35 protein-coding genes, 1 tRNA gene and 1 pseudogene are annotated in these 25,330 nt (G+C 63.6%); 16 read left to right on the top strand and 21 right to left on the bottom strand.

Going from position 1 to position 25,330, the window contains the following annotated elements; genetic code table 11:
* The first annotated feature begins 90 nt into the window (after positions 1–90).
* Both A3A9_RS42350 and A3A9_RS38285 read left to right on the top strand, forming a co-directional pair.
* Positions 91–585: a helix-turn-helix transcriptional regulator gene (locus tag A3A9_RS42350; protein ID WP_082221879.1), complete on the top strand. Its 495-nt coding sequence runs from the start codon at positions 91–93 to the stop codon at positions 583–585.
* A complete protein-coding gene (locus tag A3A9_RS38285) occupies positions 585–1,937 on the top strand; it encodes a HipA domain-containing protein (RefSeq protein ID WP_051370755.1) in 1,353 nt (450 codons plus the stop codon). The genes A3A9_RS42350 and A3A9_RS38285 overlap by 1 nt, the downstream gene beginning before the upstream one ends.
* A 39-nt stretch (positions 1,938–1,976) precedes the next feature.
* Here A3A9_RS38285 and A3A9_RS0104760 read toward each other — a convergent pair whose 3' ends face one another.
* From A3A9_RS0104760 to A3A9_RS0104770, 3 genes are all read right to left on the bottom strand, one after another.
* Positions 1,977–2,924 (bottom strand): oxidoreductase, encoded by a 948-nt coding sequence (locus tag A3A9_RS0104760; RefSeq protein ID WP_027057748.1) that lies wholly within the window; start codon positions 2,922–2,924, stop codon positions 1,977–1,979.
* Positions 2,921–3,790: an SDR family NAD(P)-dependent oxidoreductase gene (locus tag A3A9_RS0104765; protein WP_027057749.1), complete on the bottom strand. Its 870-nt coding sequence runs from the start codon at positions 3,788–3,790 to the stop codon at positions 2,921–2,923. Before A3A9_RS0104765 ends, A3A9_RS0104760 begins: the two co-directional genes overlap by 4 nt.
* Before the next feature lie 122 nt (positions 3,791–3,912).
* Complete coding sequence (locus A3A9_RS0104770; RefSeq protein ID WP_027057750.1) at positions 3,913–4,482, bottom strand: TetR/AcrR family transcriptional regulator; 570 nt, start codon at positions 4,480–4,482, stop codon at positions 3,913–3,915.
* Positions 4,483–4,646: 164 nt separating this feature from the next.
* Here A3A9_RS0104770 and A3A9_RS0104775 point away from each other — a divergent pair, with 164 nt between their 5' ends.
* The 4 genes from A3A9_RS0104775 to A3A9_RS0104795 all read left to right on the top strand — a co-directional run bounded on the left by A3A9_RS0104775 (position 4,647) and on the right by A3A9_RS0104795 (position 9,843).
* Positions 4,647–6,608 carry an AI-2E family transporter gene (locus tag A3A9_RS0104775; RefSeq protein ID WP_027057751.1) on the top strand — a complete coding sequence of 654 codons (1,962 nt, stop codon included), beginning with the start codon at positions 4,647–4,649 and terminating at the stop codon, positions 6,606–6,608.
* Between the two features lie 106 nt (positions 6,609–6,714).
* Complete coding sequence (locus A3A9_RS38290; RefSeq protein WP_051370757.1) at positions 6,715–7,836, top strand: hypothetical protein; 1,122 nt, start codon at positions 6,715–6,717, stop codon at positions 7,834–7,836.
* A 325-nt stretch (positions 7,837–8,161) separates the two neighbouring features.
* Positions 8,162–8,995: an SGNH/GDSL hydrolase family protein gene (locus tag A3A9_RS0104790; protein WP_027057752.1), complete on the top strand. Its 834-nt coding sequence runs from the start codon at positions 8,162–8,164 to the stop codon at positions 8,993–8,995.
* Positions 8,992–9,843: an NAD(P)H-binding protein gene (locus A3A9_RS0104795; protein ID WP_027057753.1), complete on the top strand. Its 852-nt coding sequence runs from the start codon at positions 8,992–8,994 to the stop codon at positions 9,841–9,843. The genes A3A9_RS0104790 and A3A9_RS0104795 overlap by 4 nt, the downstream gene beginning before the upstream one ends.
* 17 nt (positions 9,844–9,860) lie before the next feature.
* Here A3A9_RS0104795 and A3A9_RS41710 read toward each other — a convergent pair whose 3' ends face one another.
* Together A3A9_RS41710 and A3A9_RS0104805 are read right to left on the bottom strand one after the other, a co-directional pair.
* A complete protein-coding gene (locus A3A9_RS41710; protein WP_051370759.1) occupies positions 9,861–10,466 on the bottom strand; it encodes a TetR/AcrR family transcriptional regulator in 606 nt (201 codons plus the stop codon).
* 137 nt (positions 10,467–10,603) lie between these two features.
* Positions 10,604–11,341, bottom strand: a complete 738-nt coding sequence (locus tag A3A9_RS0104805) for an SDR family NAD(P)-dependent oxidoreductase (protein ID WP_027057754.1) — start codon at positions 11,339–11,341, stop codon at positions 10,604–10,606.
* 201 nt (positions 11,342–11,542) lie between these two features.
* On the opposite strand from A3A9_RS0104805, the gene A3A9_RS0104810 reads away from it, so the two are divergent.
* The 3 genes from A3A9_RS0104810 to A3A9_RS0104820 all read left to right on the top strand — a co-directional run bounded on the left by A3A9_RS0104810 (position 11,543) and on the right by A3A9_RS0104820 (position 14,030).
* Positions 11,543–12,457 carry a LysR family transcriptional regulator gene (locus A3A9_RS0104810; protein ID WP_033838350.1) on the top strand — a complete coding sequence of 305 codons (915 nt, stop codon included), beginning with the start codon at positions 11,543–11,545 and terminating at the stop codon, positions 12,455–12,457.
* Positions 12,458–12,569: 112 nt separating this feature from the next.
* Entirely contained in the window at positions 12,570–13,100 is a 531-nt protein-coding gene (locus A3A9_RS0104815) for a dihydrofolate reductase family protein (protein WP_027057756.1), read from the top strand.
* A 366-nt stretch (positions 13,101–13,466) separates the two neighbouring features.
* Positions 13,467–14,030, top strand: coding sequence for a GNAT family N-acetyltransferase (locus A3A9_RS0104820; protein WP_027057757.1), 564 nt, complete (start codon positions 13,467–13,469; stop codon positions 14,028–14,030).
* Between the two features lie 44 nt (positions 14,031–14,074).
* Here the strand turns inward: A3A9_RS0104820 and A3A9_RS0104825 are convergent, their stop codons facing one another.
* A complete protein-coding gene (locus tag A3A9_RS0104825) occupies positions 14,075–15,076 on the bottom strand; it encodes an aldo/keto reductase (protein WP_027057758.1) in 1,002 nt (333 codons plus the stop codon).
* Positions 15,077–15,210: 134 nt separating this feature from the next.
* Positions 15,211–15,504 carry a hypothetical protein gene (locus tag A3A9_RS0104830; protein WP_027057759.1) on the bottom strand — a complete coding sequence of 98 codons (294 nt, stop codon included), beginning with the start codon at positions 15,502–15,504 and terminating at the stop codon, positions 15,211–15,213.
* Positions 15,505–15,774: 270 nt separating this feature from the next.
* Between A3A9_RS0104830 and A3A9_RS43850 the strand changes: the two are divergent.
* Positions 15,775–15,986 (top strand): annotated as a pseudogene (locus tag A3A9_RS43850) (hypothetical protein); the annotation flags it as partial.
* Positions 15,987–16,108: 122 nt separating this feature from the next.
* Positions 16,109–17,200 (top strand): sensor histidine kinase, encoded by a 1,092-nt coding sequence (locus tag A3A9_RS0104840; protein WP_033838376.1) that lies wholly within the window; start codon positions 16,109–16,111, stop codon positions 17,198–17,200.
* Between the two features lies 1 nt (position 17,201).
* On the opposite strand, the gene A3A9_RS0104845 is transcribed toward A3A9_RS0104840, so the two are convergent.
* The 4 genes from A3A9_RS0104845 to A3A9_RS0104870 form a co-directional block, all read right to left on the bottom strand.
* A complete protein-coding gene (locus tag A3A9_RS0104845) occupies positions 17,202–17,408 on the bottom strand; it encodes a hypothetical protein (protein ID WP_027057761.1) in 207 nt (68 codons plus the stop codon).
* Positions 17,409–17,526: 118 nt separating this feature from the next.
* A tRNA-Gln gene (locus A3A9_RS0104855) sits at positions 17,527–17,600 on the bottom strand.
* Between the two features lie 107 nt (positions 17,601–17,707).
* Positions 17,708–18,004, bottom strand: a complete 297-nt coding sequence (locus A3A9_RS0104860) for a hypothetical protein (protein WP_027057762.1) — start codon at positions 18,002–18,004, stop codon at positions 17,708–17,710.
* A gap of 528 nt (positions 18,005–18,532) precedes the next feature.
* Positions 18,533–19,015 (bottom strand): pyridoxamine 5'-phosphate oxidase family protein, encoded by a 483-nt coding sequence (locus tag A3A9_RS0104870; protein WP_027057764.1) that lies wholly within the window; start codon positions 19,013–19,015, stop codon positions 18,533–18,535.
* Between the two features lie 158 nt (positions 19,016–19,173).
* On the opposite strand from A3A9_RS0104870, the gene A3A9_RS0104875 reads away from it, so the two are divergent.
* The 3 genes from A3A9_RS0104875 (at position 19,174) to A3A9_RS46260 (ending at position 20,317) form a co-directional block, all read left to right on the top strand.
* On the top strand, positions 19,174–19,701 hold the full coding sequence (locus A3A9_RS0104875) for an MgtC/SapB family protein (RefSeq protein WP_027057765.1): 528 nt from the start codon (positions 19,174–19,176) through the stop codon (positions 19,699–19,701).
* 104 nt (positions 19,702–19,805) lie between these two features.
* On the top strand, positions 19,806–20,099 hold the full coding sequence (locus A3A9_RS0104880; RefSeq protein ID WP_027057766.1) for a hypothetical protein: 294 nt from the start codon (positions 19,806–19,808) through the stop codon (positions 20,097–20,099).
* Positions 20,100–20,182: 83 nt separating this feature from the next.
* Positions 20,183–20,317, top strand: coding sequence for a hypothetical protein (locus tag A3A9_RS46260; RefSeq protein WP_275451159.1), 135 nt, complete (start codon positions 20,183–20,185; stop codon positions 20,315–20,317).
* Between the two features lie 86 nt (positions 20,318–20,403).
* Here the strand turns inward: A3A9_RS46260 and A3A9_RS0104890 are convergent, their stop codons facing one another.
* The 4 genes from A3A9_RS0104890 to A3A9_RS0104910 form a co-directional block, all read right to left on the bottom strand.
* Positions 20,404–20,649 carry a DUF982 domain-containing protein gene (locus A3A9_RS0104890; protein WP_027057767.1) on the bottom strand — a complete coding sequence of 82 codons (246 nt, stop codon included), beginning with the start codon at positions 20,647–20,649 and terminating at the stop codon, positions 20,404–20,406.
* A gap of 11 nt (positions 20,650–20,660) precedes the next feature.
* Positions 20,661–20,897 carry a DUF982 domain-containing protein gene (locus tag A3A9_RS0104895; protein ID WP_027057768.1) on the bottom strand — a complete coding sequence of 79 codons (237 nt, stop codon included), beginning with the start codon at positions 20,895–20,897 and terminating at the stop codon, positions 20,661–20,663.
* A 126-nt stretch (positions 20,898–21,023) separates the two neighbouring features.
* Positions 21,024–21,476, bottom strand: coding sequence for a GFA family protein (locus tag A3A9_RS0104900; protein ID WP_027057769.1), 453 nt, complete (start codon positions 21,474–21,476; stop codon positions 21,024–21,026).
* Between the two features lie 78 nt (positions 21,477–21,554).
* Entirely contained in the window at positions 21,555–21,734 is a 180-nt protein-coding gene (locus A3A9_RS0104910; RefSeq protein ID WP_015317039.1) for a DUF3606 domain-containing protein, read from the bottom strand.
* Between the two features lie 95 nt (positions 21,735–21,829).
* Here A3A9_RS0104910 and A3A9_RS43855 point away from each other — a divergent pair, with 95 nt between their 5' ends.
* Positions 21,830–22,069: a hypothetical protein gene (locus A3A9_RS43855; protein WP_161634478.1), complete on the top strand. Its 240-nt coding sequence runs from the start codon at positions 21,830–21,832 to the stop codon at positions 22,067–22,069.
* 198 nt (positions 22,070–22,267) lie between these two features.
* Here the strand turns inward: A3A9_RS43855 and A3A9_RS38310 are convergent, their stop codons facing one another.
* Both A3A9_RS38310 and A3A9_RS0104920 read right to left on the bottom strand, forming a co-directional pair.
* Entirely contained in the window at positions 22,268–22,459 is a 192-nt protein-coding gene (locus A3A9_RS38310; protein ID WP_027029928.1) for a hypothetical protein, read from the bottom strand.
* A 135-nt stretch (positions 22,460–22,594) separates the two neighbouring features.
* On the bottom strand, positions 22,595–22,963 hold the full coding sequence (locus A3A9_RS0104920; protein WP_027057770.1) for a VOC family protein: 369 nt from the start codon (positions 22,961–22,963) through the stop codon (positions 22,595–22,597).
* 227 nt (positions 22,964–23,190) lie between these two features.
* Between A3A9_RS0104920 and A3A9_RS0104925 the strand changes: the two genes are divergently transcribed.
* Positions 23,191–23,619 carry a DoxX family protein gene (locus A3A9_RS0104925; RefSeq protein ID WP_027057771.1) on the top strand — a complete coding sequence of 143 codons (429 nt, stop codon included), beginning with the start codon at positions 23,191–23,193 and terminating at the stop codon, positions 23,617–23,619.
* A 20-nt stretch (positions 23,620–23,639) separates the two neighbouring features.
* Here the strand turns inward: A3A9_RS0104925 and A3A9_RS0104930 are convergent, their stop codons facing one another.
* The 4 genes from A3A9_RS0104930 to A3A9_RS0104945 form a co-directional block, all read right to left on the bottom strand.
* Complete coding sequence (locus tag A3A9_RS0104930) at positions 23,640–24,236, bottom strand: TMEM175 family protein (protein WP_027057772.1); 597 nt, start codon at positions 24,234–24,236, stop codon at positions 23,640–23,642.
* A 97-nt stretch (positions 24,237–24,333) separates the two neighbouring features.
* Complete coding sequence (locus tag A3A9_RS0104935) at positions 24,334–24,639, bottom strand: hypothetical protein (protein ID WP_027029924.1); 306 nt, start codon at positions 24,637–24,639, stop codon at positions 24,334–24,336.
* A 65-nt stretch (positions 24,640–24,704) separates the two neighbouring features.
* A complete protein-coding gene (locus A3A9_RS42355) occupies positions 24,705–24,866 on the bottom strand; it encodes a DUF3309 family protein (RefSeq protein ID WP_033838353.1) in 162 nt (53 codons plus the stop codon).
* A gap of 41 nt (positions 24,867–24,907) precedes the next feature.
* On the bottom strand, positions 24,908–25,177 hold the full coding sequence (locus A3A9_RS0104945) for a hypothetical protein (protein WP_027057773.1): 270 nt from the start codon (positions 25,175–25,177) through the stop codon (positions 24,908–24,910).
* Between the last annotated feature and the right edge of the window lie 153 nt (positions 25,178–25,330).

The following is a 25,330-nucleotide window of genomic DNA, read 5'->3' on the forward strand; positions in this document are numbered from 1 at the left end:
GTATCTGATTTGTGTCTGATCCCGATCGGGAGCAATCCTGCTTGAATTTCACTCTCTTACTTGCTATGTTCCCGTTCGGGATCAAAAAATATGCCGAAAACCACCACACCCGTACCGACGACCGCGCCACTGAGTGCGATAGAAATCGCGCGCCGCGCCGCTCGGTCCGAAAACGCCGATATCGGCATGCCCGGTGGCTTTGCCGAAGGTGGCGTGCCGCTGGCGCCGACTCCGGGCGGGCGAAATGACGTCCTTGTGGCTGGGGTGGAGATCAGGGCCTTTTCGCCGAACGTCCGGGTAACGTTGCCGCGCATCCTCGAATCCGATGTAAAGGAGCAGGCAGCGACGCAAAGCACAGCCAAAGCGGCCGAACTCACCACCATCGCATCCTCGGCGGATCTCGGCAGGCTGGTGCGCAAGGTGCGTGAGGGGCGAGGGCTTTCGCAGCAGGAATTCGCCGATCTCGCCGGCGTCGGCCGGCGTTTCCTGTCCGAGCTTGAAAACGGCAAGCTGACGCTGGAACTGGGCAAGGTGCTGAAGGTTGTCAATGCTGCCGGCATCGCGCTCCTCGCCAGGGAGCGATGATGGACGCGCTGACACTCGATGTCCGGCTCGACGGGTTCGCCGAGCCGATCGGCATTCTGGCGTGCGACGGCAATGGCGCGGTCGCCTATGCTTACCGGCCGGACTATGTCGCCAATCCCGATGCCGTTGCCTTGTCGCTGTCGCTACCGTTGACCGACGAGCCTTATGGCGATGTTGCGGCCCGGCCGTTCTTCGACAATCTGCTGCAGGAGCGTGACACGGCACTGGCCGACATCATGGCCCGCGAGGGGCTCGCCCGTGACGACATTGCCGGCCTGTTGTTCCATCTCGGCAAGGACTGCGCCGGCGCCCTGTCGGTGCTGCCGGCGGGGGCACCTCCGGTCAAGCTGCCCGGTGACTATAGCCGGGACTACATACCGGTCGGCGCGGAACGGATGGAGCAGATCGTCGATGCGCTGCATCGTCGCCGTCGTCTGCCGGACGGTACCGCCGACCCGTCGCCGCTGGCCGGAGTTCAGAGCAAGATCGCGCTGACCATGCTGCCCGACGGCTCCTTTGGCGAGCCGCGGCCGCGTTCGGGCGCGCCGACCACGCACATATTGAAGGTTCCCGATCAGGGCCATGTCCACGATGCGCGCGACGAGGCCGAGGCGCTCTCGCTGTCGCGAACGCTTGGCTTCGAGACGACTGACGCCGTGGTCGTGCCGTTCGACGCGGTCGCAGCTCTACTGATCACTCGCTTCGACCGCGCGCGTACACGCGACGGCCTGATCGTGCGTATCCATCAGGAGGACTTCGCCCAGGCACTCGGCTTGCCGGCGGCACTGAAATACGAACGGCGTGGAACGCCTGGTCGGCGCTTCGACGCGCCGGCCATCCTCCGTGTGCTGGAGGCGACGGCGGACCCATCGGACGCCAAGGAGATCTTCGTCAGAGCCACCCTGTTTGACCTGATGATCGGCAATACCGATGGCCACGCCAAGAATTTCGCGCTGCTTCACGAGGCACGAGGGCGCATCCGCATGGCGCCACGCTACGACCTTCTGCCGACGCGGCTCGACGCCAACCTGACCGATGAGCTTGCCTTCAGGATAGGGTCGGCGGATCGGCTGAAAGCAATTTCCGTCGACGATTTCTCAGCCTTCCTGCAGGCGCTCGGCATTGATAGTGCCGCTGCGCGCAAGCGTATGCGGGCGGGCTATACGGCCGATATAGCAGGGTCGTTGGCGCGGCAACTCGCCGGCCTCGACAAGCGAAACATGAAGCGCTTCGCCGATCTCATCGCATCGAACATCGCGACGCTGACGACGGCGTTTGGGCTTGGCACACCGGCGGCGGTCGAGCAGCGCGACGCGTTTCTCGACCGGGCCGGGGGCTGGCTGATGAGCTGAGCCGCGCTTGGTGCCGCGCGCCTCAAGCGGGTGCCTGCGTCAAGCCGCGCCCGGCCAGGCGACCCCCGTCAACTCCTGCGACACATCCCACAGTCTTGCAGCAACAGCGGTGTCTTGCGCGTGCCTGCCGATCTTGGCCTCGCCGACCTTGCCCTTCATTTCGAACAGGCCTTGCGGTCCGTAATAGCCGCCCGGTTTCGCCTCGGGTGCCGTCGCGGCGAACAGCGTCGGCAAAGCGCCTTCCGATGCCGATTGCGACAGAACCGGCGCCAGCAGCACGCCGAGCCAGTCGAACGGTGAGGACCCGCCGTCGCGGCCCATGCGGGGGCCGATGGTCTGCAGGTCGGTGAGGGCGTAGCCGGGATGGGCGGCGTTGCTCAGCAGGCCCCAGTCCTTGGCATCGCTGCGGCGCTGCAGTTCGAAGGCGAACAGGATCATGGCGAGCTTGGACTGCGCATAGGCCGCCCAGGGCCTGTAGCGCTTATGCCATTGCAGATCGTCGAAATGGATCGCCGCCTGGATGCGGTGGGCGCCGCTGCTGAGATTGACGACGCGTGTCTGCCGCCCCTTGCGCAGCATCGGCAGCAGGCGTCCGGTCAGGGCGAAGTGGCCGAGATAGTTGGTGCCGAACTGCAACTCGAAACCGTCGGCGGTTTCATGGCGGGCCGGCGGGGTCATCACGCCGGCATTGTTGACCAGCAGGTCGATGGCGTCCCATTCGCCGGCGAGCTGGCCGGCGAAGGCTTCGACCGAGGCGAGATCGGCAAGGTCGAGATGGGCGTAGCGAACGGTTGCACCGGGGACGGCTGCCTTGACGCGGGCCAGCGCATCCTTGCCCTTGGCTTCGTTGCGTCCGGTCATCAGCACGTCGGCGCCGGACTTTGCCAGCGCCAGCGCGGTCTCGTAGCCCAGACCGCCGGTCGCGCCAGTGATGAGCGTTTTGTGTCCCTGCTGGGGCGGAATGTCATGTGTGGTCCAGGTGCTCATGACTGGCTCTCCCGCGACAGGAATGACAGGTCGACGCCGTCGATATCAATGGAGGTGCTGACCAGCGCCCATTCCTTCGCCGCTTGCTGGCGTGCGGCTTCCGCCTGGCCAAACACATGCAAGGCGTCGCTGCCGAGGATCAGGTGAACGGGCAAGGTGTCATGCTTGGTGAGATCGACGATGATTTCGGCAACCTTGCGGGGGTCGCCGATGGCATTGCCGACATAGGCCTTGAGCATGCCGAGCACCGCGCCGACGCTCGGCTCATAATCGGGCAGCAAGGCCGGCGCGTTGGCCAAGGCGGTGGCGCCCCAGTCGGTGCGCATGCCGCCGGGTTCGACCGAGATGATCTTGACGCCGAAGGGGGCGAGTTCCAGCGCCAGGACTTCGGTGAGACCGCCCACCGCCCATTTGGCCGCCTGATAGGCGCTCAGTCCCGCCGTGCCGACGCGCCCGCCGACCGAGGAGATGTTGATGATATGGCCCGAGCGCTGGGCGCGCATGGCAGGAACCGCGGCGCGGGTGAGGTTGACGACGCCGTAAAGGTTGGTGTCGACCTGCGCCCGGAAATCCGCTTCCTCAGTCTGTTCGAAGGGGCTGATATGGCCGAAGCCGGCATTGTTGACGAGCACGTCGAGGCGGCCGAACGTCTTGATCGCGAAGTCGACGGAGGCCTGCGCGGCGGCGGGGTCGGTGACATCGAGCGCAAAGCCGCGCAGCTGCCCGGGGTAGCGGCTTTCGAGATCGGCCAGGCGACCGATATCGCGAGCCGTCGCCACGACGCTGTTGCCGGCGGCAAGGGCCGCCTCGGTGATATCGCGCCCGAGCCCGCGGGCGCTGCCGGTGATCAACCAGACTTTCGACATTGTGTTTTCCTTTCAGAGGGTTGATAGATAAAAGAGTGATTAGGCACTCATTTATGAGCTTTGGTTTGGCCTTGAATTGCGGTGGTGATGGTTTGCCTTGCCGTTATCGGGAGGGCCGGATGCTACTTCGAGATACCGTTCCAGAAGAAGCCGAAGCCGGCCTGCTTGTAGTGCTCGCGTCGTTGCGGATCGCGGGCGATGAATTCGAGCGTCGTCTCCGCCAGCGCCTCGAAAATGCCGCCGGCGAAAGTCATCGAGCAACCCTTCAGCGCGCCGTCGGCAAGGCTTTCCTCGATCATCCCGCTGATGTCGGCGAACGCGGCGTTGCCCTGCTGCTTGCTTTGCTCGGTAATCCGCTCGGAGACGCTAAGCTGGCGCATGGCCTTGTGCTTCATCGGGAATTTCGCGCCCCAGTCGATGAAATTGTCCCAGACATGGCGGTTGCGCTCGCGCACGCTGGCTTGCGACGGATATGACGTCAGCAGGGCCTTGCCGAGATCGGTCTTGATCTCGAGATAGAGCTGGTTGAGCAGCTCATCCTTGCTGGCGAAATAGTTGAACAGCGTGCCTTCGGAGAGGCCGGCATCCCTGGCGATCTTCGCCGTGGCAGCACCCGTGCCGAGCGTCGCCACCAGGGCGGTGGCCGATGCCAGGATTGCGTCGCGCTTTTCTTCGCTGAGGGGGCGGGCCATTTCAAAACCATTTGAGTGAGTGATCACTCATTTATTGATGCGCACTCAAGATGTCAAGGGTGAACCGGATTTTTCCCCTTGGGCGATCAGCGTCTCGTCTTCGGCGAAGGTTGCGCGCCGGCTCAATATATCAGACCATGGCCGTTGGCAGGGGGAGATATCAAGTGGCGGTCAATCGTCGAAGCGGCACGGCGTCTTCCGGGCTGGAGGCCATTCTTTCCGCCTCCTCCCATCCGCGCACGTCATTGCCGAATGTGGCAACCATCGTCACCACGGTGGCGGCGCTGTATTTCGGGCGCGAGGTGTTTCTACCGATCGCCATCGCGCTGCTTTTGACTTTCGCGCTCGCGCCGCTTGTTTCGGCGCTCAAACGGATCGGCATTCCCCGGATTGCCGCCGTCATCGCCAGTGTGCTGGCCGCTTTCGCGGCCCTTGCCCTGTTCTCCTTCATCGTCGCCTCGCAGGTCAGCGAACTGGCGCAGAACATCCCGGTCTACCAGACCAACATCCTGGAGAAGATCCGTTCGCTCAAGGAAACCGGGGTCGGGGGCGGGTTCATTGCCAGATTGAGCAGCGTGGTCGAGCGTGTCGGCCAGGAGATCGACAAGCAGGACGCTACGCTGCCGGCCGCCACGCCGGACAAGCCGCCGCGCGAGCCGGTGCCGGTCGAGATCGTGTCGCGCGAGAAGCCGCTCGAAGTCCTGCAAAACATCGTCGGACCGCTGATCAGCCCGCTCGGATCGGCCGGTCTGATCATCATCGTCGTCATCTTCATGCTGCTCGAGCGAGAGGATTTGCGCGACCGCTTCATCAGGCTTGTCGGCTATGGCGACCTTCACCGCACCACCGAGGCGCTTCGCGATGCGGGAAAAAGGGTAGGCCGCTATCTCCTCATGCAATTGGTGGTCAACATCGTCTACGCCATACCGATTGCGATCGGGCTGTGGATCCTCGGCATTCCCAATGCCTTGCTGTGGGGGCTGCTGGCGCTGGCGCTGCGTTTCGTTCCCTATATCGGGCCGGCCATCGGCATGCTCTTGCCGCTGTTCCTGGCGCTCGCCGTGGCGCCCGGCTGGTCGCTTGTGCTGTGGACAGCCGCCTTGTTCGTGGTGATGGAACTGGTCACCGGCAACGTCATCGAACCCTGGCTTTACGGTTCGCGAACCGGGCTGTCGCCGCTGGCGATCATCGTCGCGGCGATCTTTTGGACCTGGCTGTGGGGCCCGCTCGGACTGGTGCTGTCGACGCCGCTCACCGTTTGCCTCGTGGTGCTGGGCAGGCACGTGCCGCAGTTTGAATTCCTCGACGTGCTGTTCGGCAACGAGCCGGTGCTCGAACCGCATGCGCGGCTCTATCAGCGGCTGCTGGCCGGCGATCCGGATGAGGCCACCGACCACGCGGAGGAGATGCTGGAGGAAAAATATCTGGTCGAATTCTACGACAAGGTCGCCATTCCGGCCCTTCTTCTGGGCGAGCGCGACCGTGTGCGCGGCGTCATGGGCGACCTGCAGAGACGACAGGTGGCGGCCAGTGCGCTGGCACTGGTGGCCAACCTCGACGACGACGCACAGGAAGAAGCCGACGAGGCCGATGCACCTGATGTGGCCGAAGCCGGCGACCACGCCGACGCCACCGACGAGGACGAGGTCGACCTGCCCGACGGCACCGGAATATCTGTGCTTTGCGCCGGCGGGCGAGGCGAACTCGACGATGCCGCCGCCGCGATGCTGGCGCAGGTGCTGCACGTCCAGGGCGCGACCGCGTCGAAGGCGGGCTTTGCCGACATGGAGCCGTCAAGCATCCGCGGCCTCGAGCTCGGAACAGTCGACACCGTGGTGGTCGGCTTCCTGAATCGCGATTCCGTCAAGCACGCCCGCTTCCTGGTGCGGCGGCTGAAGCGCGCGAAGGCAGCACTAAGAGTGGGGATCGTGTTCTGGTCGGAGACCGGCAACGACGACAGGCAAGCGGCCGATAAACTGGCTCATGACATCAACGCCGATTTCGTCGCCCATGGCATGGTGGAGGCGGTGACAGGCGCTCTGTCGAAAGAGCAGGCGGTGGCGCTGAAGCTCGTCGCCAAACGGCGCCGGCCGCGGGTGGCGTCGAGGAAGGTTGCGGCGGGGTAGCAGACGGCGCCGGTGCGGCTCACTAGCCGCTCGAGCGCCAGCAGCGTATGCTGCAAGACGGCCGCAACACCCCGCGGCTGATACTTTTCGTTCTGGGAGCCGGGAGATGCGAACGCGCGACCATTGCGCACCGGTACTGCTGTTTTTCGCCCTCGGGCTCGCGGGCACAATGTCGGGCTGTTCGGGCGGACCGCCGCCGCCGGTGACTTTCACCTTGACGGACCTTGGCACGCTCGACGGAACCGAAAGCTATGCCTGCGCGGTCAATGACGGCGGCCAGGTCGTCGGCTACGCCACGACGAAGGACAATGGTTCCGACGCGGCGGGCGCGTCGCCACCGGGCATCAATCCGAACGTTCATACCGTCAAGTGGGCCGGGAAGGCCGTCGTGGACCTCGGTGCGATGGGCGGAGCCCCCGGTTGTTCGCAGGGGATCAACGAGGCCGGGCAGGTGGCCGGCTATTCGCTTATCGCGGGCACATCCGAGGTCCATGCAACGCTTTGGAACGGCACGGCCCCGACCGACCTCGGCACTGTCGCCGGCCACAGCAGCAGCGCCGTGGGCATCAATGCCAAGGGTGAGGTAGCCGGAGATTCGACCGTCGGTGACACTCGCCTCGAACACGCCGCGCTCTGGAGCGGCAGCACCGCGACCGACCTCGGCACCCTCGGCGGACGCACCAGCTCCGCCACCGCCATCAGCGACAGCGGGTGGGTGGTCGGGTTCGCTGACATGACCGGCGACTTTAAGATCCATGCGGCGCTCTGGAAGGGAGGGGTTCCAACCGACCTCGGCACTCTCTCCGGTGGCGACTATAGCTTTGCCATGGCCATCAACAATCGCGGCATGGTTGCCGGCTATTCCATGCTCTACGCCAATACGGAAACCCATGCGACCGTGTGGGTTGGCTCGAAAATCGTCGATCTGCGTACGCTCGGCGGCGAGTTCAGCATGGCGCTCGGGATCAACGATGCGGGGCTTGTAGTCGGAAACGCGGCGCTCAAGGGCAATTCCCCAACTCACGCCGCCTTGTGGATCGGGACGGCGGTCTACGACCTCAACGATATGCTGGACTCCAGCGGTCGCGGCTGGACGCTCTTCGAAGCGCGAGACATCAATTCGAGCGGCCAGATCGTCGGCGGTGGCCGTGCGCCGTCTGGAGAGCCGCACGGATTTCTGCTGACGCCGACAAAACCCATTCCGCTCCCAGCGAAAGACAAGCCGTAGAACGCGGCCCCGCTTTGTCGACCATCGCTATGCCGCGCTCGCAGCTGGGCCAGAGGCTTTCCCGGTGCGGGCATCTCGGCCAACGCGGCCATTTCGGCGGCGTCGAGTTTCACCAGCTTTTCACTCTCGGCACGGATCGCCTCGCAACAGGCGCCGAACCGTGAGAGGTGTTTTCCCAGCGCCCCTGAATCTGATGAAGGGTCTGGATCATGCCAAATTGAAAAGCAATTTCAATAATTTAATGAACCGACAACGCGAGTAGCGAGATTCCCAGGGCGCGACTATTCTTCGCCTCCTTCAGACGGATACAACTGCGAGGTGAACCATGTCGGACGAGCAAGTGCGCTGGCTTTTGAAGGTCATCCAGCCCGAGCGAGGCTTGGCCTCTCTGCCTGGAGGCGCCAGCCTTAGCCCGGAAGTTCATGCCGGGCTCCTCGGCCTCCCGGTTGAGATCTACGCGACCGAACTTGGCCGCATGCAACAGGAGGCCTCGGAAGCGGCAGGCGCATTGCTTGCCGACCAGGCCGTGGCATCGATGGTCGATCGCCTTCCCCTACGCAAAGGGGCCAAGGTCGTGGCATTCGGCGACAGCTTGACGTCCGAGCCCCAATCCTGGGCGGTAATCCTGAGGGAAATGCTGGCGAGGCGCCGCCGCACCGACGGGATTTCGTTGACCATCAGCGCGGTCGCAGGCGAGACGACCACGCACGGTCTCGTGCGGGTCGCGGATACCATCAATTCCCGGCCCGACTGGATCCTCTTCCTCGTCGGCACGAATGACGCCCGCACACAGGGCCCGCACCCCACCAAGACACTGGTCCATCATGAGGAGACCGCGCGCAACATTGCCGAGCTGCGCCAGCGCGTTTCCGGAGAGACCACGGCGAAATGCGTTTGGATTACTCCGCCCGCGGTCAACGAAGCGCAGGTGGCGGCGCATCCGGGCCTGGCCAGGTTCGGGGTTCGGTTCCGCAACGAAGACCTGGAGCGCGTCGCCAGGATCGTGCGCGAGGGCGACGGGGCGGTTATCGACGCCCACTCAACGCTGGGGAGCCCGCCTCCCTACGACCTGCTCATGGGCGACGGTCTGCATTTCACTCTGGCGGGCCAGAAGCGAATGGCACTCGAGGTGATCCGTGGCTGGAGCAAGCTCAAGTGAAACATCTCGTCATCGGCGCGACGGGAAACATCGGCTCTCGGGTAACCCAGCGCCTCGTTGATTCCGGTGCACGCCCATCGGTCTTCGTGCGCCGCGCGAAGAGGGCCAGAGCCCTTTTCGGTGACCATGTCGATATCCATACCGGAGACCTCGAAAAGCCAGGCCCCTCCCTGACTGCCGCGCTGGCCGGGGTCGACGGCATATTCCTCCTGACTGATGGATCGGACCTCGAGAAACGAGATCGCGCAATCTCCTTCGCTGCCCGTCACGCAGGTGTCCGCCACGTGGTCAAGCTCTCTACGTTGGACGTGCGAACCGGGATCGGCACCGGTCCGTGGCATGCACGCGGCGAGGATGCCATTCGGGGAAGCGGGGTGGCGTTCACGTTCATTCAGGCAGCCGGCTTCATGTCCAACGCGCTCGGTTGGTCGGATTCCATCCGCCACGAGGGTGTGCTGCGCTCGTCTACGGGTGGAGGCAAGATCGCATTCATCCATCCAGACGACATCGCTGCCGTCGCCACGGCTGCGCTGACCTCGCGCGACCACGACGGCCGGGCACTGGTGATCACCGGCCCTCAGGCGCTGTCGTATGGGGAGATGGCGGCCACGATAGGCAGAGCCATCGGCAAGCCCGTCGGCTTCGAGGAAATATCCGACCGGCAGGCGTACAACAGCACCGTCGAATGGGCCGGGAGAGGCCCCTACGTCGATGCCCTTGTGGACATCTGGCGCGCGGTGCGCGAGGGCCGACTTGACACCGTCACGGACGGGGTAAAACGAGTAACCGGGCGGGAACCAATCTCGTTCGCCCAGTGGGCCGCCGAGAACGCCGCATCGTTTCAGTAGTGCTAGGCCGAGGTGCTCTAAAAAGAATTCACGTAGACCAGCACGGTACGGATCGTCTCGCTCATGGCGCCATCACGCGATAGGGCGCGCGCCGGGTGGACTGCTCCGTGCACGAGCGATTCCACCATGCGTGGAAGGACAAAAAGCATTCGCTCCGTCTGGTCGAGGCTGTATCGCTCCTGGTCGGCGTGTGACAGCACCCGTCCGAAGGTGAGATGCAGCGCGTTCTTGAAGCCGAGAGCGCCCTGCGGAACAGCGTACGAAACAATCTCGTGCAGTTCGCCAGCTTCCGCGTGCACATCCACCAGACCTCGGACGAGTTCGCGCGTGAATTCCTCCAGCGGAGCCGAGGCGCAGTCAGCCGTCGTCTGCCCGATGATCCGCCGTACATCGTCGACATGTCGGTCATGAAGGGCGGTGAAGATTGCGCGCTTGTCGGGGAAGTACTGATACAGCGACCCGACGCTGACGCCGGCGGCCTCCGCGATGCGGTTCGTGGTGATGGCCCGGGTCCCGTGGCGCTTCACCACGAGTTGGACCGCCTCGAGCACGGCATCGACGGTCTGCCGTGAGCGTTGCTGCTTCGGCTCGCGCCGCGTAAAGGTTCTTTCGAGCGTGGTCATGCTGCCTTGCTGTGTGTCGTCGCCGTGCCGAACCCCGACACGGGACCGTAACAGCGACCACGCCTGCGGGCAACGCTCGCCAGGTCGTCGGACTGTTGCCGGGATACAGGCGAGCGTGCCGTTATCGCGTTCTGGGATCAGAACTGCGCCGCGCCCCCGTCGACGTCCAGTTCGATGCCGTTAATGTAGGCGCTTTCGTCGGATGCCAGGAAGAGAGCCGCCTTGCCAAGGTCCTCTGGGGTACAGAGGCGGCTGAGCGGGATCGTCTCGATGACGCCGGGATGCGCCGCTGCAGGCAGCAGGTTGTTGAAGCCGGGTGTCGAGGTATGGCCGGGGTTGAGGACGTTGATCCGGATGCCGAGGCCCTTGGTGTCGAGGATCCAGCTACGCACCAGGCTGCGGATTGCCGCTTTGGTCGAGGAGTATACCGACATCGCCGGGATGCCCCGGAACCCGGCGATCGAGCCTGTCAGGATGACAGAAGCGCCTTTCGGCAGCAGCGGCAGGGCCTTCTGGAATGCAAACAACAGTCCCTTCACGTTGGTGTTGTAGGTCTTGTCGTAGTGGGCTTCGGTGATCTCGCCAAGCTTCATGAATTCGTAGAAGCCCGCGTTCAGCGCCAGCACGTCGATACGACCGTGCTGCGCCTTGACGGTGTCGTAGACACGATCTAGGTCCGCGAGGTTCGACGCGTCGGCCTGGATGCCGATGGTGCCATTGCCGATCTCGACGACGGCCTTGTTGAGTTCTTCCTGGCGGCGGCCGGTGATGACCACTTTCGCGCCATCGGCGGCAAAGGCCTTGGCTATGCCAAAGCCGATACCCGCGCTGCCGCCGGTCACGACAGCGATCTTGCCCTCAAGCTTCTTACTCATTTCAATCCTTCGATTCTGGTTGTGCCGCCCAACGGCTGGTAGCGGCTTGCAACGCCAGAGGTAGAAGGGTGGCCGGGCGTGCAGTAGGCGAGGGATTGGACTAGGCCATATTCCTGTTCGGAATGCCGCCAAGCGAGGCAGCTAAGTCTTGACAGCGAAAACTGTCGCGTCGTCAGATAAGTATTCCACGAGGGAATGAGAATGAATCGCCTTGTCGCCATGGATGCGTTTGTTCGCGTCGTCGACACCGGTTCCTTCACGGCTGCGTCACGCCAACTTCGCGTCGGTCAGCCGGCGGTCTCTAAGATGATCGCGCAGCTCGAGGAACGCGTCGGGGTAAAGCTTCTCCTGCGCACGACGCTGGGTCTCAAGCCAACGGAGGCGGGTGAGAATTTCTACGAACACGCCAAGCGTGCGGTGGAGGAGGCTGACGAAGCCGAGTTGAAGGCACGCGGGATCGGGGCCGCGCTGACCGGCAGGTTGCGCATCTCAGGCGCGGTGACGTTTGCGAGGCTCCACATAGTGCCCCGACTGCCGAAGTTCATGGCGCTGCATCCCGGGCTCGAAGTCGAAATGTTCCTCGATGACGGCAACGTCGATCTGATCGAGGCAGGAATCGACATAGCGCTGCGCATGGGCGACCTGCAGGACTCCTCGCTGACCTCACGCAAGATTGGACGAGGGCGGCGCATCGTCGTGGGCGCGCCGCGCTATTTCGAGGCGATGGGCGAGCCGCTGACACCTGCCGAGCTGGTCGACCACGAAGCCGTTATCTACGATCAACGGGCTGGTGGCACGGTGTGGCTATTCACGAAAGGCACATCGGAGAGTTCGGTGACGATCAAGGGCCGCATGCGGAGCAATGCGGCCGAAGGGGTTCGCGAAGGGGTGTTCGCGGGAATAGGATTGGCAGTTGCGTCGGAGTGGATGTTCAGTCCGGAGCTCGCGTCCGGGAGGGTCCGGCGCGTGATCGCGGACTGGGAGCTCCCGCCGGTCGACCTCTGGATCGTGTTCCCGACCGGCCGCAATGCCAGCATGAAGGCGCGGGCGTTTGCGAGCTTCATCGAGCAGGAACTGCGGGCGGATTTTGGGGGCAGGGAGGTCTCCGGATTCTGAGCGTCTATGCGCGCCAAAACCGATTGCGAACATCCAATGAAATGGCTTACAACTGATTGCATAACGCAATCGGATTTCGCTCGGATACGGCGCGCAAGGAAAGGGAGTGAGCATGGCCAGGCTCGTGTTCGGAATGAACCAGTCGCTGGACGGCTATGTCGACCATATGGGATTCGCGCCAGGCCCTGAGCTGTTTCGCCACTTCGTCAAGGAAGCTCAGGGGTTGGCGGGCAGTGTGTACGGCCGCCAGATGTATGAGGTCATGCGTTACTGGGACGATGATCATGCTGAATGGAAGGCAGATGAACGCGCCTTCGCGGCGGCGTGGCGCAAGCAGCCGAAATGGGTCGTCTCGCGCACCTTGAAATCGGTCGGCCCCAACGCGCGGCTTGTCCAGGGTGATCTGGAGAGCGCGATCCGTGCGATCAAGGCCGAGCGCGACGGGGAGGTCGAAGTTGCCGGCCCGAACGTGGCGCGAAGCCTGACAGACCTTGGCCTGATCGACGAGTATCGGATCTACCTGCACCCCGTCGTGCTCGGTGGCGGCAAGCCATATTTCGCCGGACCCCGGCCGCCGCTGCGCCTTGTGGCTCATGATCGGATGGGCGGGGACGTGATCAGGTTGACCTACGTTCCTGATTGACCGGCGGGGGGCCGGATGTCCGGGACATACGAAAACGCTACCGGTCGACCATCGCCATGCCGCGCTCGTTATAGCCGGGCTGGCGATTTTTTCTGGCGCGAGCGCCGCGTCCAGCGCCGCCATCTCGGCGGCGTCGAGGATCTCCGCTTCGTCCATCAGGCCCAAGGCAGGGCAATCCGTGCCTCGGGCCGACGCACACTGAAGGCCAGTTCGGAAGTCTGCTGTCCCATCTCGAATTCGTATGTGACGCGCGCCGTCACGGCGTCAATCTTGGCATCGGTGCGGTAGGTCTCCCGAGCGGCCCAATTGATTCCGAAGATTTCTGAACACGTTACGTTGGCTTCGCCTCAGGTCGAAAATGCACCCATGAAAGCAGTTCCCCAGCTCACGACACAAAGGCTCGTTCTTCGAGCGCCGAGCGAGCGTGATATCCCAGCATGGTTTGCGCGCGCCACGGATGTCGAATCGGCCTCCCTTGCCGGCGATCCCGTTCCCGACGACATAAGCGCTGGCGAGCGATGGCTCGCCCGTTCGCGTCAACGGTTCGCCGACGGCAAGGCGACCCAGTGGTCGATAGACCGGGTAGGGGTATCGAACGCGATCGGGACGATAACCCTGTCCTTTGGCGCAACCGGCGCCAAGGCAGCCGCATTGGGATTTGTTCTGGCGCGCGCGCATTGGGGGCACGGACTGGGCAGCGAGGCGGCGCGCGAAGTCCTTCGCTACGCCTTTGAGACTCTGGCGCTTGAACAGGTGACGGCCGAGGCGGCAGCGCGCAATTTCGCGTCGCTGCGGATATTGGCGAAGCTCGGCTTCAAACATGTCGTAAGCTTCATCGATGAGTCCGACGGCGAGCGTTGCGAGCGTTTTGTGCTCGACGCGGGCAAAGGATCGTCACTGTTGGCGAGCAACGCGATGCAAGACCGGTAGGCTTTGAGCCATCCGCCAGTAAAGATTGTCTGCGCAGGAGCGCCCTATCGATCCACCATCGCCATGCCGCGCTCGTTATAGCGCGGACCGGCGATTTTTCCTGGCGCGAGCGCCTCGTCGAGTGCTGCCATTTCGGTGGCGTCGAGTTTCAGCGAGGCGGCGGCGATGTTTTCTTCCAGATATTGTCTGCGCTTGGTGCCGGGGATCGGTACGATATCGATGCCGAAATCGCTGCCTTTGCCGAGCAGCCAGGCCAGGGCGACCTGGCCTGATTTGACGCCCCGGGCGGCCGCGATGGCGCGCACCGTGGCGGCCGCCTCGACATTGGCGTCGTAATTCTCGCCCTGGTAGCGCGGGTCGTGGCGGCGGTAGTCGCCCTCGGGATAGTCCTCGGCGCGCTTGACGTCGCCGGTCAGAAAGCCACGGCCGAGCGGCGAGAACGGCACCAGGCCGATGCCGAGTTCACTGAGCAGCGGGATGATCTGCGGCTCCAGATTGCGCTCCCACAGCGAATATTCACTCTGCACCGCGGAGACGGGAAAGGCGGCATGCGCCCGGCGGATGTTGGCGGCACCTGCCTCCGACAGGCCGAAGAAGCGCACCTTGCCCTCGGCGACAAGTTTGCCGACCGCGCCGGCGACATCCTCCATCGGCACCTCAGGGTCGACGCGGTGCTGGTAGAGCAGGTCGATATGGTCGGTGGCGAGCCGGCCGAGCGAGGCTTCGACAACCTCACGGATGTGTTGCGGCCGGCTGTCGACCCCGACCTGCTTGCCGTTTTCGATGCGGAAGCCGAATTTGGTGGCGATGGTCACCTTGTCGCGCTTGCCCTTCAGCGCCCGGCCGAGCAGGGCCTCATTGGTGTGCGGGCCGTAGACTTCCGCCGTATCGAGGAAGGTGCAGCCAAGTTCGATGGCGCGGTGCAGCGTGGCGATGGATTCGGCCTCGTCGGCCTGGCCGTAGGACTGGCTCATGCCCATGCAGCCGAGACCAATGGCCGAGACTTGCAGTCCCTGGCTGCCGAGTTTTCGTGTGGCGAGGGTCATGGCTGCTGGTCTCCGGTTGGGCTTCCGGAACTATATAGGGCGCCGGCTCGATTCCAACAGCATCCGGCGCCGTCTTTGCGGGCCGCTTCGCGCGCGGATGCCTTCGGCGGCTGGCCGGCGCGGCGCGAGGGTGTCTATTGCAGCGAGGCCGGCTGACGAAGATCGAACGAGGCGATCGCGCTGTCGTCATCCTCGACGACGCCGTTTCCAAGCAGAGCCAAACCGTCGAATTCGATTGCCGCGCCAAGCAATTGGGCGGCCTGGAGGACCAGATATTCAATGTCCTCGAGGGCGACATTCTCGGCCAGATTGCTGATCCGGACACGCTCAGCCACCGCCGTAATGTTGACGATGCCGGTCTTGTTGAAGGCGACCAGAACCGCTGAATTGACGTCATCGCGCAGCTGCGCGGAGTATTCGTACCGCATAGAAACCTCCCGGGGGGAACGGTTTTCTGTTCAGGCTGCACCATGCGCCCGATGCCGATCAACGACAAGTAAACATCTGTTAAATATATAAATAAAACAATTAGTTAGTAGAATTACACAAATGCGCGGCCGGCGCTCGATCCTCATCATGAGCGTGATGTGTGGACCACGTAATGGCCTGCCTTTACGCTCTATGATAGTTATTCTAACTAGAAGACGAATGAGTGAAGTACTAACTCGACGCATTTTGGTCCTGAGCGAGGAAGCGCCATGGCTGAACTGGAACGCCCGGAACGATGCAGATCATGCTGACCGCCGACGAATTGGCGGCTCTGGAAAACTGGCGCTACGACAAGCGCATGCCAAGCCGCTCGGCCGCGGTCAGGGAGCTGTTGCGGCGCGGCCTCGCCTCGGACGGATTCCTGACGGCCGAGCAAGGCGCCAAGTCCCAGGATTTCGGCGTGCTGCCTGACGGCGAGGGCACGACCGACACGTTGATGAGGCGTTCGCTGAGCGGCGGCTTGCCTGCAGCAATTCTTTCCCGGGCAATTGCCTTGCGCCGCAAGCGCGCTACCTAGCGGGGATGGCGGAATTCCAGACGGTGATGGCCGACAGCAAGCGCAGCGACAGGCTGGACACACTCGCCGGTGGGCGGCTCGCTGCAATTGTCGATTCCTCTTTCGATGCCATCATCAGCAAGGATTTGAACAGCATCGTCATGAGCTGGAACCAGGCGGCCGAACGCATGTTCGGCTACAGCGCCGAGGAGGCAGTCGGCCAATCGATCCTCATGCTCATTCCCGATCACCTCAAGAGCGAGGAGACCGAGATCATCGGCAGGGTCCGCAACGGCGAGCGGGTGGCGAGCTATGAGACGATCCGACAGCGCAAGGACGGCACGCTGATCTCCGTCTCGCTGACGGTTTCGCCGATCAAGAACGCCCATGGCGAGATCGTCGGCGCTTCGAAGATCGCCCGCGACATTTCCGCCGCCAAGGAGAGCGAGCGCCGCATCAGGCTCTTGATGCGCGAGGTCAACCACCGCGTCAAAAACCAGTTCGCGGTCATCCTGTCCATGGTGAGGGAGACCAGCAAGCGTTCGAGCGATCCGCGCGAGTTCGAGGAACTGATCCGCGCCCGCATCATGGCGCTGTCGCGTTCGCACGATCTGCTTGTCACCTCGGAATGGGCGGGCGCCAGCCTGTTCGACCTGATCCAGGAACATTTGAAGCCATTCGGCCGCGAGGAGCAGATCCTGCTCTCCGGCCCGGTGCTGACGCTGCAGTCGAATGCGGTGCAGAACCTCGGCATGGCTTTCCACGAACTTGGCACCAACTCGTCCAAATATGGCGCGCTGGGCAGCGAAGACGGCCGGGTCGAAATCACCTGGACGATAGGCTCCGGCGATCCGGGTTCAGATGCTTCTGGCTCGGGGGCTTCGGCCGGGCGTGAATTCCATCTGCTCTGGAAAGAGACATCCACGCCTCGTCCTGACGACGGGCACGACGAGACCACGCGAAAGGGGTTCGGCACCGTCGTCCTGCAACGGGTGGCGCCGCAGTCGCTCGGTGGCACCGCCGTGCTGGAGCGGCGGCCCGGCCATCTCAGCTGGAGCCTCAACGCGCCGCTGGCGTCGATTATCGTGCCGCAAGCCGGCGTCGATGTGGACGACGCCGCGTTGGGCTTCGGCATCTGATCTAGAGGATGCTGGTCGTCACTTCGACGATGATGGCGGCACCTTCCGGTGTGCCGCCGGGAACATGCACCACGCGTGAGACCCGCAGATCCTGCTGACTTCTGTCGACCGACAGCGAAATGCTTTCTCCGATCCGCGGCACTGCCTGGAAAATAGCGTCGGCGGCGTCGGGCCGATTGTCGATGGATATGCGGCAGTTGACGGTCATGAAATGTCTCCTGTGTCTGGCCGTGCCTTGGTGGGTCAACGCAGGGGCCTTCAAATGGTTTCAGGAGAAGGCCGACGCCATGCGGCAGGCTTGAAATCCGTCAGCCCTGCCGAAGGGCTGGTTCCCGCTCATGGGCTCGAACCACGATTCACGCCTTCAAAGGGCGCTGTCCTACCATTAGACGAAGCGGGAGAAGCGGGCAGGGCGCACCACCCCTAGCCGGTTCGGGCGGCAGGATCAACGTGGTCCTGATCCACGGTCAAAATTGGCACGGGCAAAATTGGCGCGGGCCGATGCCGTCAATCCGGGGGGGCGCCGACTGGTTCGTCGCACCGGTAAACCGGGCAGTGCCCGTCGCGTGCCGGGATATAGGCCGACATCGGCACTTCCGGCCAGTCGCATTCATTGCCGAACTGCCGGACATAGCGGTCATAGGTGTTCGGGCCGGTGGTCAGCACCACGGCGCGATGGCTCTGTATCGCGGCTTGGATCGCGGCGCAGCTCATGCTGCGGCTGTCGGGCCGCGCCTCGGCCAGACCGGGCGCCGCGAGCACGGTGCCGAGGGTCACCAACAGGATGCGAACACGAGCGGACATGGCGGTTTCTCTCTGTCTTGTTTCTCTGTCTTGGCGCAATTACGGATAAAAACCGATTCACTTTTTCTGGAATTGCTCCCCGGCGTGATTCTACAAAACTCACAATCTGTCCGCCGGTTCCGCGACAGGCTGTGCTTTGTGCGTGGCGCGGCGCGGGGCCGCGCAACCAAATCGCTTGTCGCGCATTGCTGGGCATGGACAGCAGGAAACCCTATGAAACACCGCAATGGTGGCCCGGAGACGGGGGCCGCGAAGCCATGTGCTGTTCCTTCTGCGGCGGCCGCGAACACCGCTATGAAGATTGCCCGCAAAGGGTCGATCCGCCAGATGTCCCGTCCGAGGGCGAGGCAGAGACGCCTCGCTGACCACGATCGTCGCGCGGCCAGGGGTTTCGTGAGGAAAGCTCCCAAGGGCGAAGCGGCTGGCACGGCCAAGCGCGGCGCCAACCCGATCCATCTCGATGAGCCCGATCCATCTCGATGAGATTGAGTTCTGTGCCCTATGAGGGGGCGGACCGGCCGATCTCCGCTACATCCGCACTTTACCGGTATCGCCAATGTCCGGCCTGATATCGCTGACTGCGGCTGCCAGCATTTTGACGTAGCTGACGACGGTGCCTGGGCTATCCCAGAACTGCGCGTCTTTCGCCGTCACCTTGAGCACGCGGATCGACGGATCGTCGGCGCTGTCCAACCAGGCTTTCGCCGGTGTCGACCACAATTCCTTGATCTTCGCGCGGTCATTGGAAACCTCCGCCACGCCGCTGACGGAGACATATTTCTGGCCACTGGAATCGGCAAAGGCCAAGGCGACATTCGGTTCAGCCTCGATCTCATCATCCTTGTGGCTGTCCGCGTCGGTCAGGAAATAGATGGTGTTCTCTTCGCGCACACTGTGCGCGGCCATGGGCCGTGAGCGAATGTCCTCGCCTTCGCGGGTGGCCAGCATGCAGAAGCCAATCTTGTCCATCAGCTTCCAGACGCGGTCGAGGTCTTTCTCTTCAATAGCCATGAGTTGCTCCTTTCTCAAAGTTCAGGATCGCAACTCCGGCCGGTTGCCAAGGTTCCGTGTCTTCGGTTGAAAAATCCGAGAGGTTTCCCGGTGTTCCTATTGGACGGAACTCCCGCAAGCCGTTCACGTTATGCGCTTTTCATACTCAAAGGAAAATCTTGGAACAGCTCGTCGAGGAATTCGGCCATCCCACCTACACCTCGTTTCCGGTCATCGCCGCGCGATTGTTGCTGGCGACGCTCTATGGTGCGGTCATCGGCTTCGAGCGCGAATGGCGCAACCGCCCCGCCGGACTGCGTACGCATATTCTCGTCAGCGTGGCCGCCGCCACTTTCGGCATCCTGACAATCGAGATCATCCATGCGCCGATGTTCGCGCAGGGCTCGGTCAAGGTCGATCCGATCCGCGTGGTCGAAGCCGTGACCGCCGGCGTTGCCTTCCTGGCGGCCGGCTCGATCATGTTTTCGCGGGGCGAGGTGCATGGGCTGACGACAGGCGCCGGCATGTGGCTCGCCGGCGCGATCGGTGTCGCCTGTGGGCTCGGCCTGTGGCAGGTCGCCGGGCTCGGTACGCTGATCGTGCTTGTCGTGGCCGGCTTGCTGCATCGGCTCCAGCTCGGGACGGGCGTTGTGGCAGGGTCTGACAAGAAATCCGCTCCGGTGTCTGGCAAGCGGCCGCGCGAATAGAATCCATGCGATGGATTTTTGGTCGCCAACCTTTTTGGCAGGCAGGCGTTGTCCCTGCGAAGGGAAGGCCGCCGCCGGCGGCCGTATAAGAAAAGGAGGCCGAGATGAAACCTCTCGCCATCGCTTCGCTGATGCTGGCCCTGGCAGTGCCGGCAGCGGCACAGACGGATCCGCAGCAGAGCCCGGCCCAGCAGGCCGACAAATGCCGGATGCAGTCGGACCAAGGCGGCAAACAGCAGCCTGGCGGCGGCAATCTGACCGACAAGCTCAGCGATTGCGGCGGGGTGCTGAAACCGCCGGCCACCGGCGACCAGGGCATGGCCGCGCCGGCGCCCGACGAGGGCAAGACGCCGGTGATCAAGCCGGGTGAAGTGCCGGCTCAGCCGCCTGCCCAGTAGAAGTTAATAGAGATTAATTTGCCGGAACCTCTGCTTGTCGAGGACGTTTCTGTCGGGACTTCGAATTCTGAAAGGACGGCACCGTGAGAGATATCGCCAGCACCGCCACGTTTCTCGCCTCGATCGCCATTGTCATCGTGCTGATGCTGATGGCCCCCAAGAATTTCGGCATCGGAAACGAAAGCCCGATCGTCCATGGCGAGCAGCCGCCCCAATAATCGGCCGTCTCCGTAAAAAAAGAAGGGCAAGGCGCCACGCGCCTTGCCCTTCTTTTTTTTAGGTGGCGTCCATGGCAATTGGAAACTTAGCGAACCAACACGCCGGCATGATTGCAGAGGGCGGAGAAGGCTTCCTGTGCTTGGGCCGCGCCGCCATCGCCATTCAGCGCCGCTTCTATCTGCTCGCGCGCGGCCTGATAGAAGGGACCACGCTTTGCCTGCGGCCAATCGATCAAGATTTCGCTGGCATCCCTGAGCGTGGCGACGTCCCGGATCGTGTCCGAGCCGTGTGGTCTGATCCGTATTGGCGTCGACAGCATCAAATCGGCCATTCGCTTTCCCGCTATTGGAGGATGTGTGCTTCGCGTGCGGCGTCGATCATCGCCCGCATCGCCTTTCTCGGCGGCGTCCAGCCATCAAGCGCGTCGCGGCAGCAGCGCAGCGCCGCCCGGTATTGGCGGCCTTGGCCGGCCGGCCAGTCGCCGAGGCATTCCAGACCTTCCCAGGCGCTGCGCACGACGCGCTCGCGCTCGGCGGCGAATTTAAGGCGGACGGGGTGGGGAAACATCTTGTCGTTCAACGGTCGTCTCCGTAACGGATAGAGGTCGGCCCCTGAGCGAGCTGCCTGTTCGGGAGAACGGTGTACTGAAGGGCCGCCGGATAACGTGGCCGATAGGGGAGGGTTCCGGGCCTAAAAGATGAATTTTCAATCGTGCGCGACGGCGTCCGACAAAGGTCTTGGCGCCGGCGGTTCGTCGTCCTTCATTGTCCCATCATGGGGCCGATCATGCTCGAACTGCTCGGTGCCGGGCAAGGCGTGCAGCCAGGTCTCACGCCGGCTGATCCACAATTCGTATTCGGGCTCAAGGTCGGTCGGCGCGACGTCGAGGCTGCCAAGCATGACCTCGACTTCGGTGTCATCGACCCAGGATACGCGGCCGCCGCAGGTCGGGCAGAAGCTGCGCGTGCCGTAGGTGGCGACTTCGCCCGATGCCTCGAAGGCGTCGCGCGGCCAGATGGCAAAGGCTGAGTAGGCGGAGCCACCGGCCTTGCGGCAATCCTTGCAATGGCACAGCCCGACCCGTTTCGGCTGGCCGGTGACGACGAAGTGCACGCCGCCGCACAGGCAGCTGCCGGTCCTGCTTATGGTGTCGGACATGATCGCGGCCCTCCGTTCTCGCCAGTCTGGCTTCGTCGGCATACCGACCAAATGGTTGGCGGTCGCCGACGCCGCCTTCTATCCGCGCGCGGCCATGTGATTGTCGAGCTTCTTGCGCGAGGGGCCGTAGCGCTTGATGATGGTCTGGGCTTCGCTCTGCGGGATGCCGTATTTGCGCGCGAACGCGGCAACCTCGTAGGTCTCCTCGCTCGAAACCAGCTTGCGGTCCTGTTTGGTCTTGGATTTGTCGTCGGGCATGTCAGGCCTCGCTTTCTGTCAGCCGCATGATCGCGCGGACACCGGTATATAGGATGCCGCGGTCAGACATAACAGCGAGCGGCGCTGGTGGTTCCATGGCCGGCCGCGCAGGCCCGCCGGGCGGAAAGCCAAGAGCTGCCTGGTCAGGCCGAGGGATGGGCCGCGTCGGTGCCGTGATGGTCGGTGGCGCCGCACTCGGCGCAAGGCGCGCTGGCGCCGGGGCAGCCGCGCTGGTGCGTGCCGGCGGGACAGCAAAGGCCGTTGGAGCTTGTCCAGCGCGGGCATTGGAAAACCTGCCCGGTGCCGCCGCAGCCTTCGCACTCAAGGACCGATGACCGGACGAGATAGGATCTCGCCCCTAACTTAACGCTCGCGCCCAATTTTTTACCCTACCCAACACTGCACAAGACATGCCTGTGCATTAGCCCCAGCTAACAATACCACGATCTTGGTTACGAACAAGTTTCATGATTTCGTGGCCACCAGGCTTCGAGAAAAGGTGATTGTGCCGCAACTGACGGTGGTTTGTGGCCTCAGGCCGGCTTCAGCCGCCTGGCGGCGAGATACATGAGCGCCGAGGCGGCCTGGCCGCGATCCCAGCCGGCGGCCTCGACCTTGTCGAGCAGGGCGTCGAGATGGGGGATCAGCATCTCCCTGCAGTCCTGTTCATAGGCGGCGCTCAGTGCCGGATGCTGCGGCGCGCCGATGGTCAAGGCCTTGGCCATGTCCGATTCCCCCTGTGAGCGGGCGCCATTATAACATCAGCCGGCAAACCGAAATAATCCGATTTCACTGGCGCGGAAGGAGCGCGCAGCGCCAACGATCCAGACCATGACCCGGAACCCGCGGTTCGGCAGGGATCATGCTCTTGGTTCAAAAAGCTCGACGACGTTGCCGGACGGGTCTTCGCAAAGGATCTGGCGTCCGCCCGGGCCGTCGACAATCTCGTTGCGGAACCGCACGCCGGCCTCGCGCATCCGGGCGGCGAGCGCCGGCAGGTCCTGGACCTCCAGCACGATGCGGTTCCAGCCGCCTGGTTCGGGCGTGCGGCCATCGGGCATCGGTCTCGCCGCCGACGCCATCGGGCCGGCAAGCCAGAACGTCAGGTCGTCGCGCTTCAGGATGGCCATCGCCGAACCGAACTGCTGCTGCAGCACGAAATCCAGATGCCTGGTGTAAAATGCTATCGCCAACTCGACATCGCTGACGAGATATCGGACCGTCGCCATCCGCTAACTCTCCTCACAAACGGATCAAGCACCCTTGGCGAGCAATAGCCTCCGGTGCAGGCCGCGGCAAGGTCGAGTTCCAGCACGGCGTCCTGTCCGCGAGCGCCAGACCCGTGCCGATATCCCGCGCGGCAGCGCTTGCGGACAAAAATCTCCGAGCCGGTGTCGGAACTGCACGGCGTCGCTCGTCCTTGGGTCGAAAGCCATCGCAAACCCTGGAGACAGTCATGCCCTCGCAAATTACTCAATCGCCGTGGCAGACCGCGGCCGTTCTCGTCGCCCGCCTGATCTTTGCCGCCGTCTTCCTGATGGCGGTGACCTTCAAGGTCATGGGCATGGAGGCCACCGCCGGCTACATCGCCGCCGTCGGCTTTCCCTTCCCGCTGTTCCTCGCCTGGTGCGCGGCGATCCTGGAGGTGGCGCTGGTGCTGTGCTTCCTGAGCGGCGCCTTCTTCACCCAGGCGGCCCTGGTCGCGGCCGCCTATGTGCTGTTCCTGGCCTTTGCCTTCCACGGCCCCAGCCACTGGGCCGCCAACCAGGACGAGTTCGGCTTCTTCGTCGACCACTTTACCTTCCTGGCCGGATTGCTGTTCGCGGCGGTGCACGGCCCGGGAAGGGCGCTGGCAGTGAACCTGGGCTGGCCCGGCAGGGCTTGAGGCGAGGCCGCAAGGCTGTCCTAGCGTGGCCTCAGCCAGTTGGCGAGCAGGGTCAATGGCCAGATCAAGAGATAGGCAAGCGACGCCTCGGTCGGTCGCCAGAAGGCGACGCCTACGCTGGCCAGTGAGCTCAGGCCGATGATCAGGGCCGGCCGCCAGCCGACCTCGTGGCCTTCGGCCTTGCCGTCGAGGAACAGGTCCGGGTGGGCCCTCAAGTGCAGGTCGCGCAGCACGGCGACAAGCTGGATGGCTGTGATGTTGATGGCGTAGACGATGTGCGATTGCACGAGTTCGTCATGCTCGCCGATCAGTGTGGTGGTGAACGGCACGACGCTGGTGACCAGAAGCCAGAGCACGACCAGCCGGAACAGCCGCCCGTCGACATGCCCAACCTGGCGGAAGTCGATGACATCGCGCTGCCAGCACAGCGCCAGGATGAGGAAGGAGACCACCCAGGACACGATCTTCGGCCTGAGCTCGCCAAGCGCGCCGAACAGATTGCCATGGATGTCGTCGGGCAGCTTGAGCCCGAAGACGAGCAGCGTCATGGTGATGGCGAGGATGCCGTCGACCAGCGCGTCCAGGCGGTTGCGGGGGAGGTAGGATGGCCCTGGCATCCGGCTGTTATAGGCGAAGGCGCGTGACAATGGATAGACGCGAAAACGCGCCGCGCGGGCAGGCCGGCGTCACAGGCGCGAAAGCTGCGTCCCGACCCTACAGCTGGTCGTTGTAGGGCTCCTTCATCTGGCCGACCATGCGCGCCAGTTTCGAGAAGGACGGCATGTCCGCCTCCGGCTGGCACTGGTTGGCGAGTTCCAGCAGCCGGATCGGGAAATTGACGGCGTCGCGGCTCGACGCCGACATGCCGCCGGACCGCTCCTCGCCGGTTTCGCCGGCCTCGGCCTTGCGCAAGGCGATGTCGATCTCCTGCGATGTCAGCACGCCCTTACGGACCAGGACATGGTTGATCGATGCGACGGCCATCAGCAGGCCTTCGAGTTGCAGATTGGCGACGTTCATGGTGCTTTCCCTCGGTTGCTCTCTGATCAAACGCGCCAGCGGCGTTTCCGATCCGAAGCAGGGCCTCAGATCTTGTTGGTGAACAGCAGGACCAGCAGCACCAGCAGGATCGCCGCCACGATCGCGGCCGGCCGCCACGCCCAGCCGCGCGACCACGGCCAGATCGGCACCACGCCGACCAGGACCAGCATGATTGTGATGATGGTGAAGGCGCCGGGGACGGTCATCCTCTGTCCAGATGTCGGGAGGCGGTTGACGGGGAAATAGCCTATTCCTGCGTCAGGCGCTCGCCATATTCGCGCCACAGCGACTTCACCTCCAGGCTGCCGAGGCGCGGGATCGAGGGGTCGCCGCAGACGATGGCGACGGCGCTGATATCATAGCTGGGATAGGCGTTGGCGACGAAGCGGATCGCTTCGCCGAGCGAGTGCACGCGGATCGCTGGATCGGCCTGGCCCTGGCCGGTGCTGCGCACACCGGAAACCGAGGCCGGAGCATGCCGCATCCTGAACACGGATGCCATGGCTGGTCTGTCCATCGTCCTCTCCCAAAAAGGTCGTGACGGGAATCATTCCATGCGCGTTGGCTAATGATTTCACAGGTGGCGACTGATGAAAAGCCGGCTGGGCAAAGCGGGTTTCGGCGGCGAGGCGGCGACGATCCGGTTGTCCGGTGAGGGCAGTTGTGCTAT

Origin of the sequence: Mesorhizobium loti CJ3sym (genome assembly GCF_000472785.1) — a bacterium.
Taxonomy (GTDB): Bacteria; Pseudomonadota; Alphaproteobacteria; order Rhizobiales; family Rhizobiaceae; genus Mesorhizobium; species Mesorhizobium loti_E.

Bases quoted from the DNA above. Each gene is read 5' to 3' on its own strand.
- A3A9_RS43855 (WP_161634478.1), top strand. From the start codon at position 21,830: ATGGCCGGCCGCGCAGGCCCGCCGGGCGGAAAGCCAAGAGCTGCCTGG.
- A3A9_RS38285 (WP_051370755.1), top strand. From the start codon at position 585: ATGGACGCGCTGACACTCGATGTCCGGCTCGACGGGTTCGCCGAGCCG.
- A3A9_RS0104760 (WP_027057748.1), bottom strand. From the start codon at position 2,924: ATGAGCACCTGGACCACACATGACATTCCGCCCCAGCAGGGACACAAA.
- A3A9_RS0104930 (WP_027057772.1), bottom strand. From the start codon at position 24,236: ATGCCAGGGCCATCCTACCTCCCCCGCAACCGCCTGGACGCGCTGGTC.
- A3A9_RS0104935 (WP_027029924.1), bottom strand. From the start codon at position 24,639: ATGAACGTCGCCAATCTGCAACTCGAAGGCCTGCTGATGGCCGTCGCA.
- A3A9_RS0104825 (WP_027057758.1), bottom strand. From the start codon at position 15,076: ATGACCCTCGCCACACGAAAACTCGGCAGCCAGGGACTGCAAGTCTCG.
- A3A9_RS0104830 (WP_027057759.1), bottom strand. From the start codon at position 15,504: ATGCGGTACGAATACTCCGCGCAGCTGCGCGATGACGTCAATTCAGCG.
- A3A9_RS41710 (WP_051370759.1), bottom strand. From the start codon at position 10,466: ATGACCACGCTCGAAAGAACCTTTACGCGGCGCGAGCCGAAGCAGCAA.
- A3A9_RS0104910 (WP_015317039.1), bottom strand. From the start codon at position 21,734: ATGCCCGACGACAAATCCAAGACCAAACAGGACCGCAAGCTGGTTTCG.
- A3A9_RS0104860 (WP_027057762.1), bottom strand. From the start codon at position 18,004: ATGTCCGCTCGTGTTCGCATCCTGTTGGTGACCCTCGGCACCGTGCTC.
- A3A9_RS0104765 (WP_027057749.1), bottom strand. From the start codon at position 3,790: ATGTCGAAAGTCTGGTTGATCACCGGCAGCGCCCGCGGGCTCGGGCGC.
- A3A9_RS42355 (WP_033838353.1), bottom strand. From the start codon at position 24,866: ATGACCGTCCCCGGCGCCTTCACCATCATCACAATCATGCTGGTCCTG.
- A3A9_RS0104820 (WP_027057757.1), top strand. From the start codon at position 13,467: ATGAAAGCAGTTCCCCAGCTCACGACACAAAGGCTCGTTCTTCGAGCG.
- A3A9_RS0104790 (WP_027057752.1), top strand. From the start codon at position 8,162: ATGTCGGACGAGCAAGTGCGCTGGCTTTTGAAGGTCATCCAGCCCGAG.
- A3A9_RS0104900 (WP_027057769.1), bottom strand. From the start codon at position 21,476: ATGTCCGACACCATAAGCAGGACCGGCAGCTGCCTGTGCGGCGGCGTG.
- A3A9_RS0104925 (WP_027057771.1), top strand. From the start codon at position 23,191: ATGCCCTCGCAAATTACTCAATCGCCGTGGCAGACCGCGGCCGTTCTC.
- A3A9_RS38310 (WP_027029928.1), bottom strand. From the start codon at position 22,459: ATGGCCAAGGCCTTGACCATCGGCGCGCCGCAGCATCCGGCACTGAGC.
- A3A9_RS0104810 (WP_033838350.1), top strand. From the start codon at position 11,543: ATGAATCGCCTTGTCGCCATGGATGCGTTTGTTCGCGTCGTCGACACC.
- A3A9_RS0104870 (WP_027057764.1), bottom strand. From the start codon at position 19,015: ATGGCTATTGAAGAGAAAGACCTCGACCGCGTCTGGAAGCTGATGGAC.
- A3A9_RS0104945 (WP_027057773.1), bottom strand. From the start codon at position 25,177: ATGGACAGACCAGCCATGGCATCCGTGTTCAGGATGCGGCATGCTCCG.
- A3A9_RS0104770 (WP_027057750.1), bottom strand. From the start codon at position 4,482: ATGGCCCGCCCCCTCAGCGAAGAAAAGCGCGACGCAATCCTGGCATCG.
- A3A9_RS38290 (WP_051370757.1), top strand. From the start codon at position 6,715: ATGCGAACGCGCGACCATTGCGCACCGGTACTGCTGTTTTTCGCCCTC.
- A3A9_RS0104880 (WP_027057766.1), top strand. From the start codon at position 19,806: ATGAAACCTCTCGCCATCGCTTCGCTGATGCTGGCCCTGGCAGTGCCG.
- A3A9_RS0104815 (WP_027057756.1), top strand. From the start codon at position 12,570: ATGGCCAGGCTCGTGTTCGGAATGAACCAGTCGCTGGACGGCTATGTC.
- A3A9_RS42350 (WP_082221879.1), top strand. From the start codon at position 91: ATGCCGAAAACCACCACACCCGTACCGACGACCGCGCCACTGAGTGCG.
- A3A9_RS0104845 (WP_027057761.1), bottom strand. From the start codon at position 17,408: ATGACCGTCAACTGCCGCATATCCATCGACAATCGGCCCGACGCCGCC.
- A3A9_RS0104890 (WP_027057767.1), bottom strand. From the start codon at position 20,649: ATGGCCGATTTGATGCTGTCGACGCCAATACGGATCAGACCACACGGC.
- A3A9_RS0104805 (WP_027057754.1), bottom strand. From the start codon at position 11,341: ATGAGTAAGAAGCTTGAGGGCAAGATCGCTGTCGTGACCGGCGGCAGC.
- A3A9_RS0104840 (WP_033838376.1), top strand. From the start codon at position 16,109: ATGGCCGACAGCAAGCGCAGCGACAGGCTGGACACACTCGCCGGTGGG.
- A3A9_RS0104920 (WP_027057770.1), bottom strand. From the start codon at position 22,963: ATGGCGACGGTCCGATATCTCGTCAGCGATGTCGAGTTGGCGATAGCA.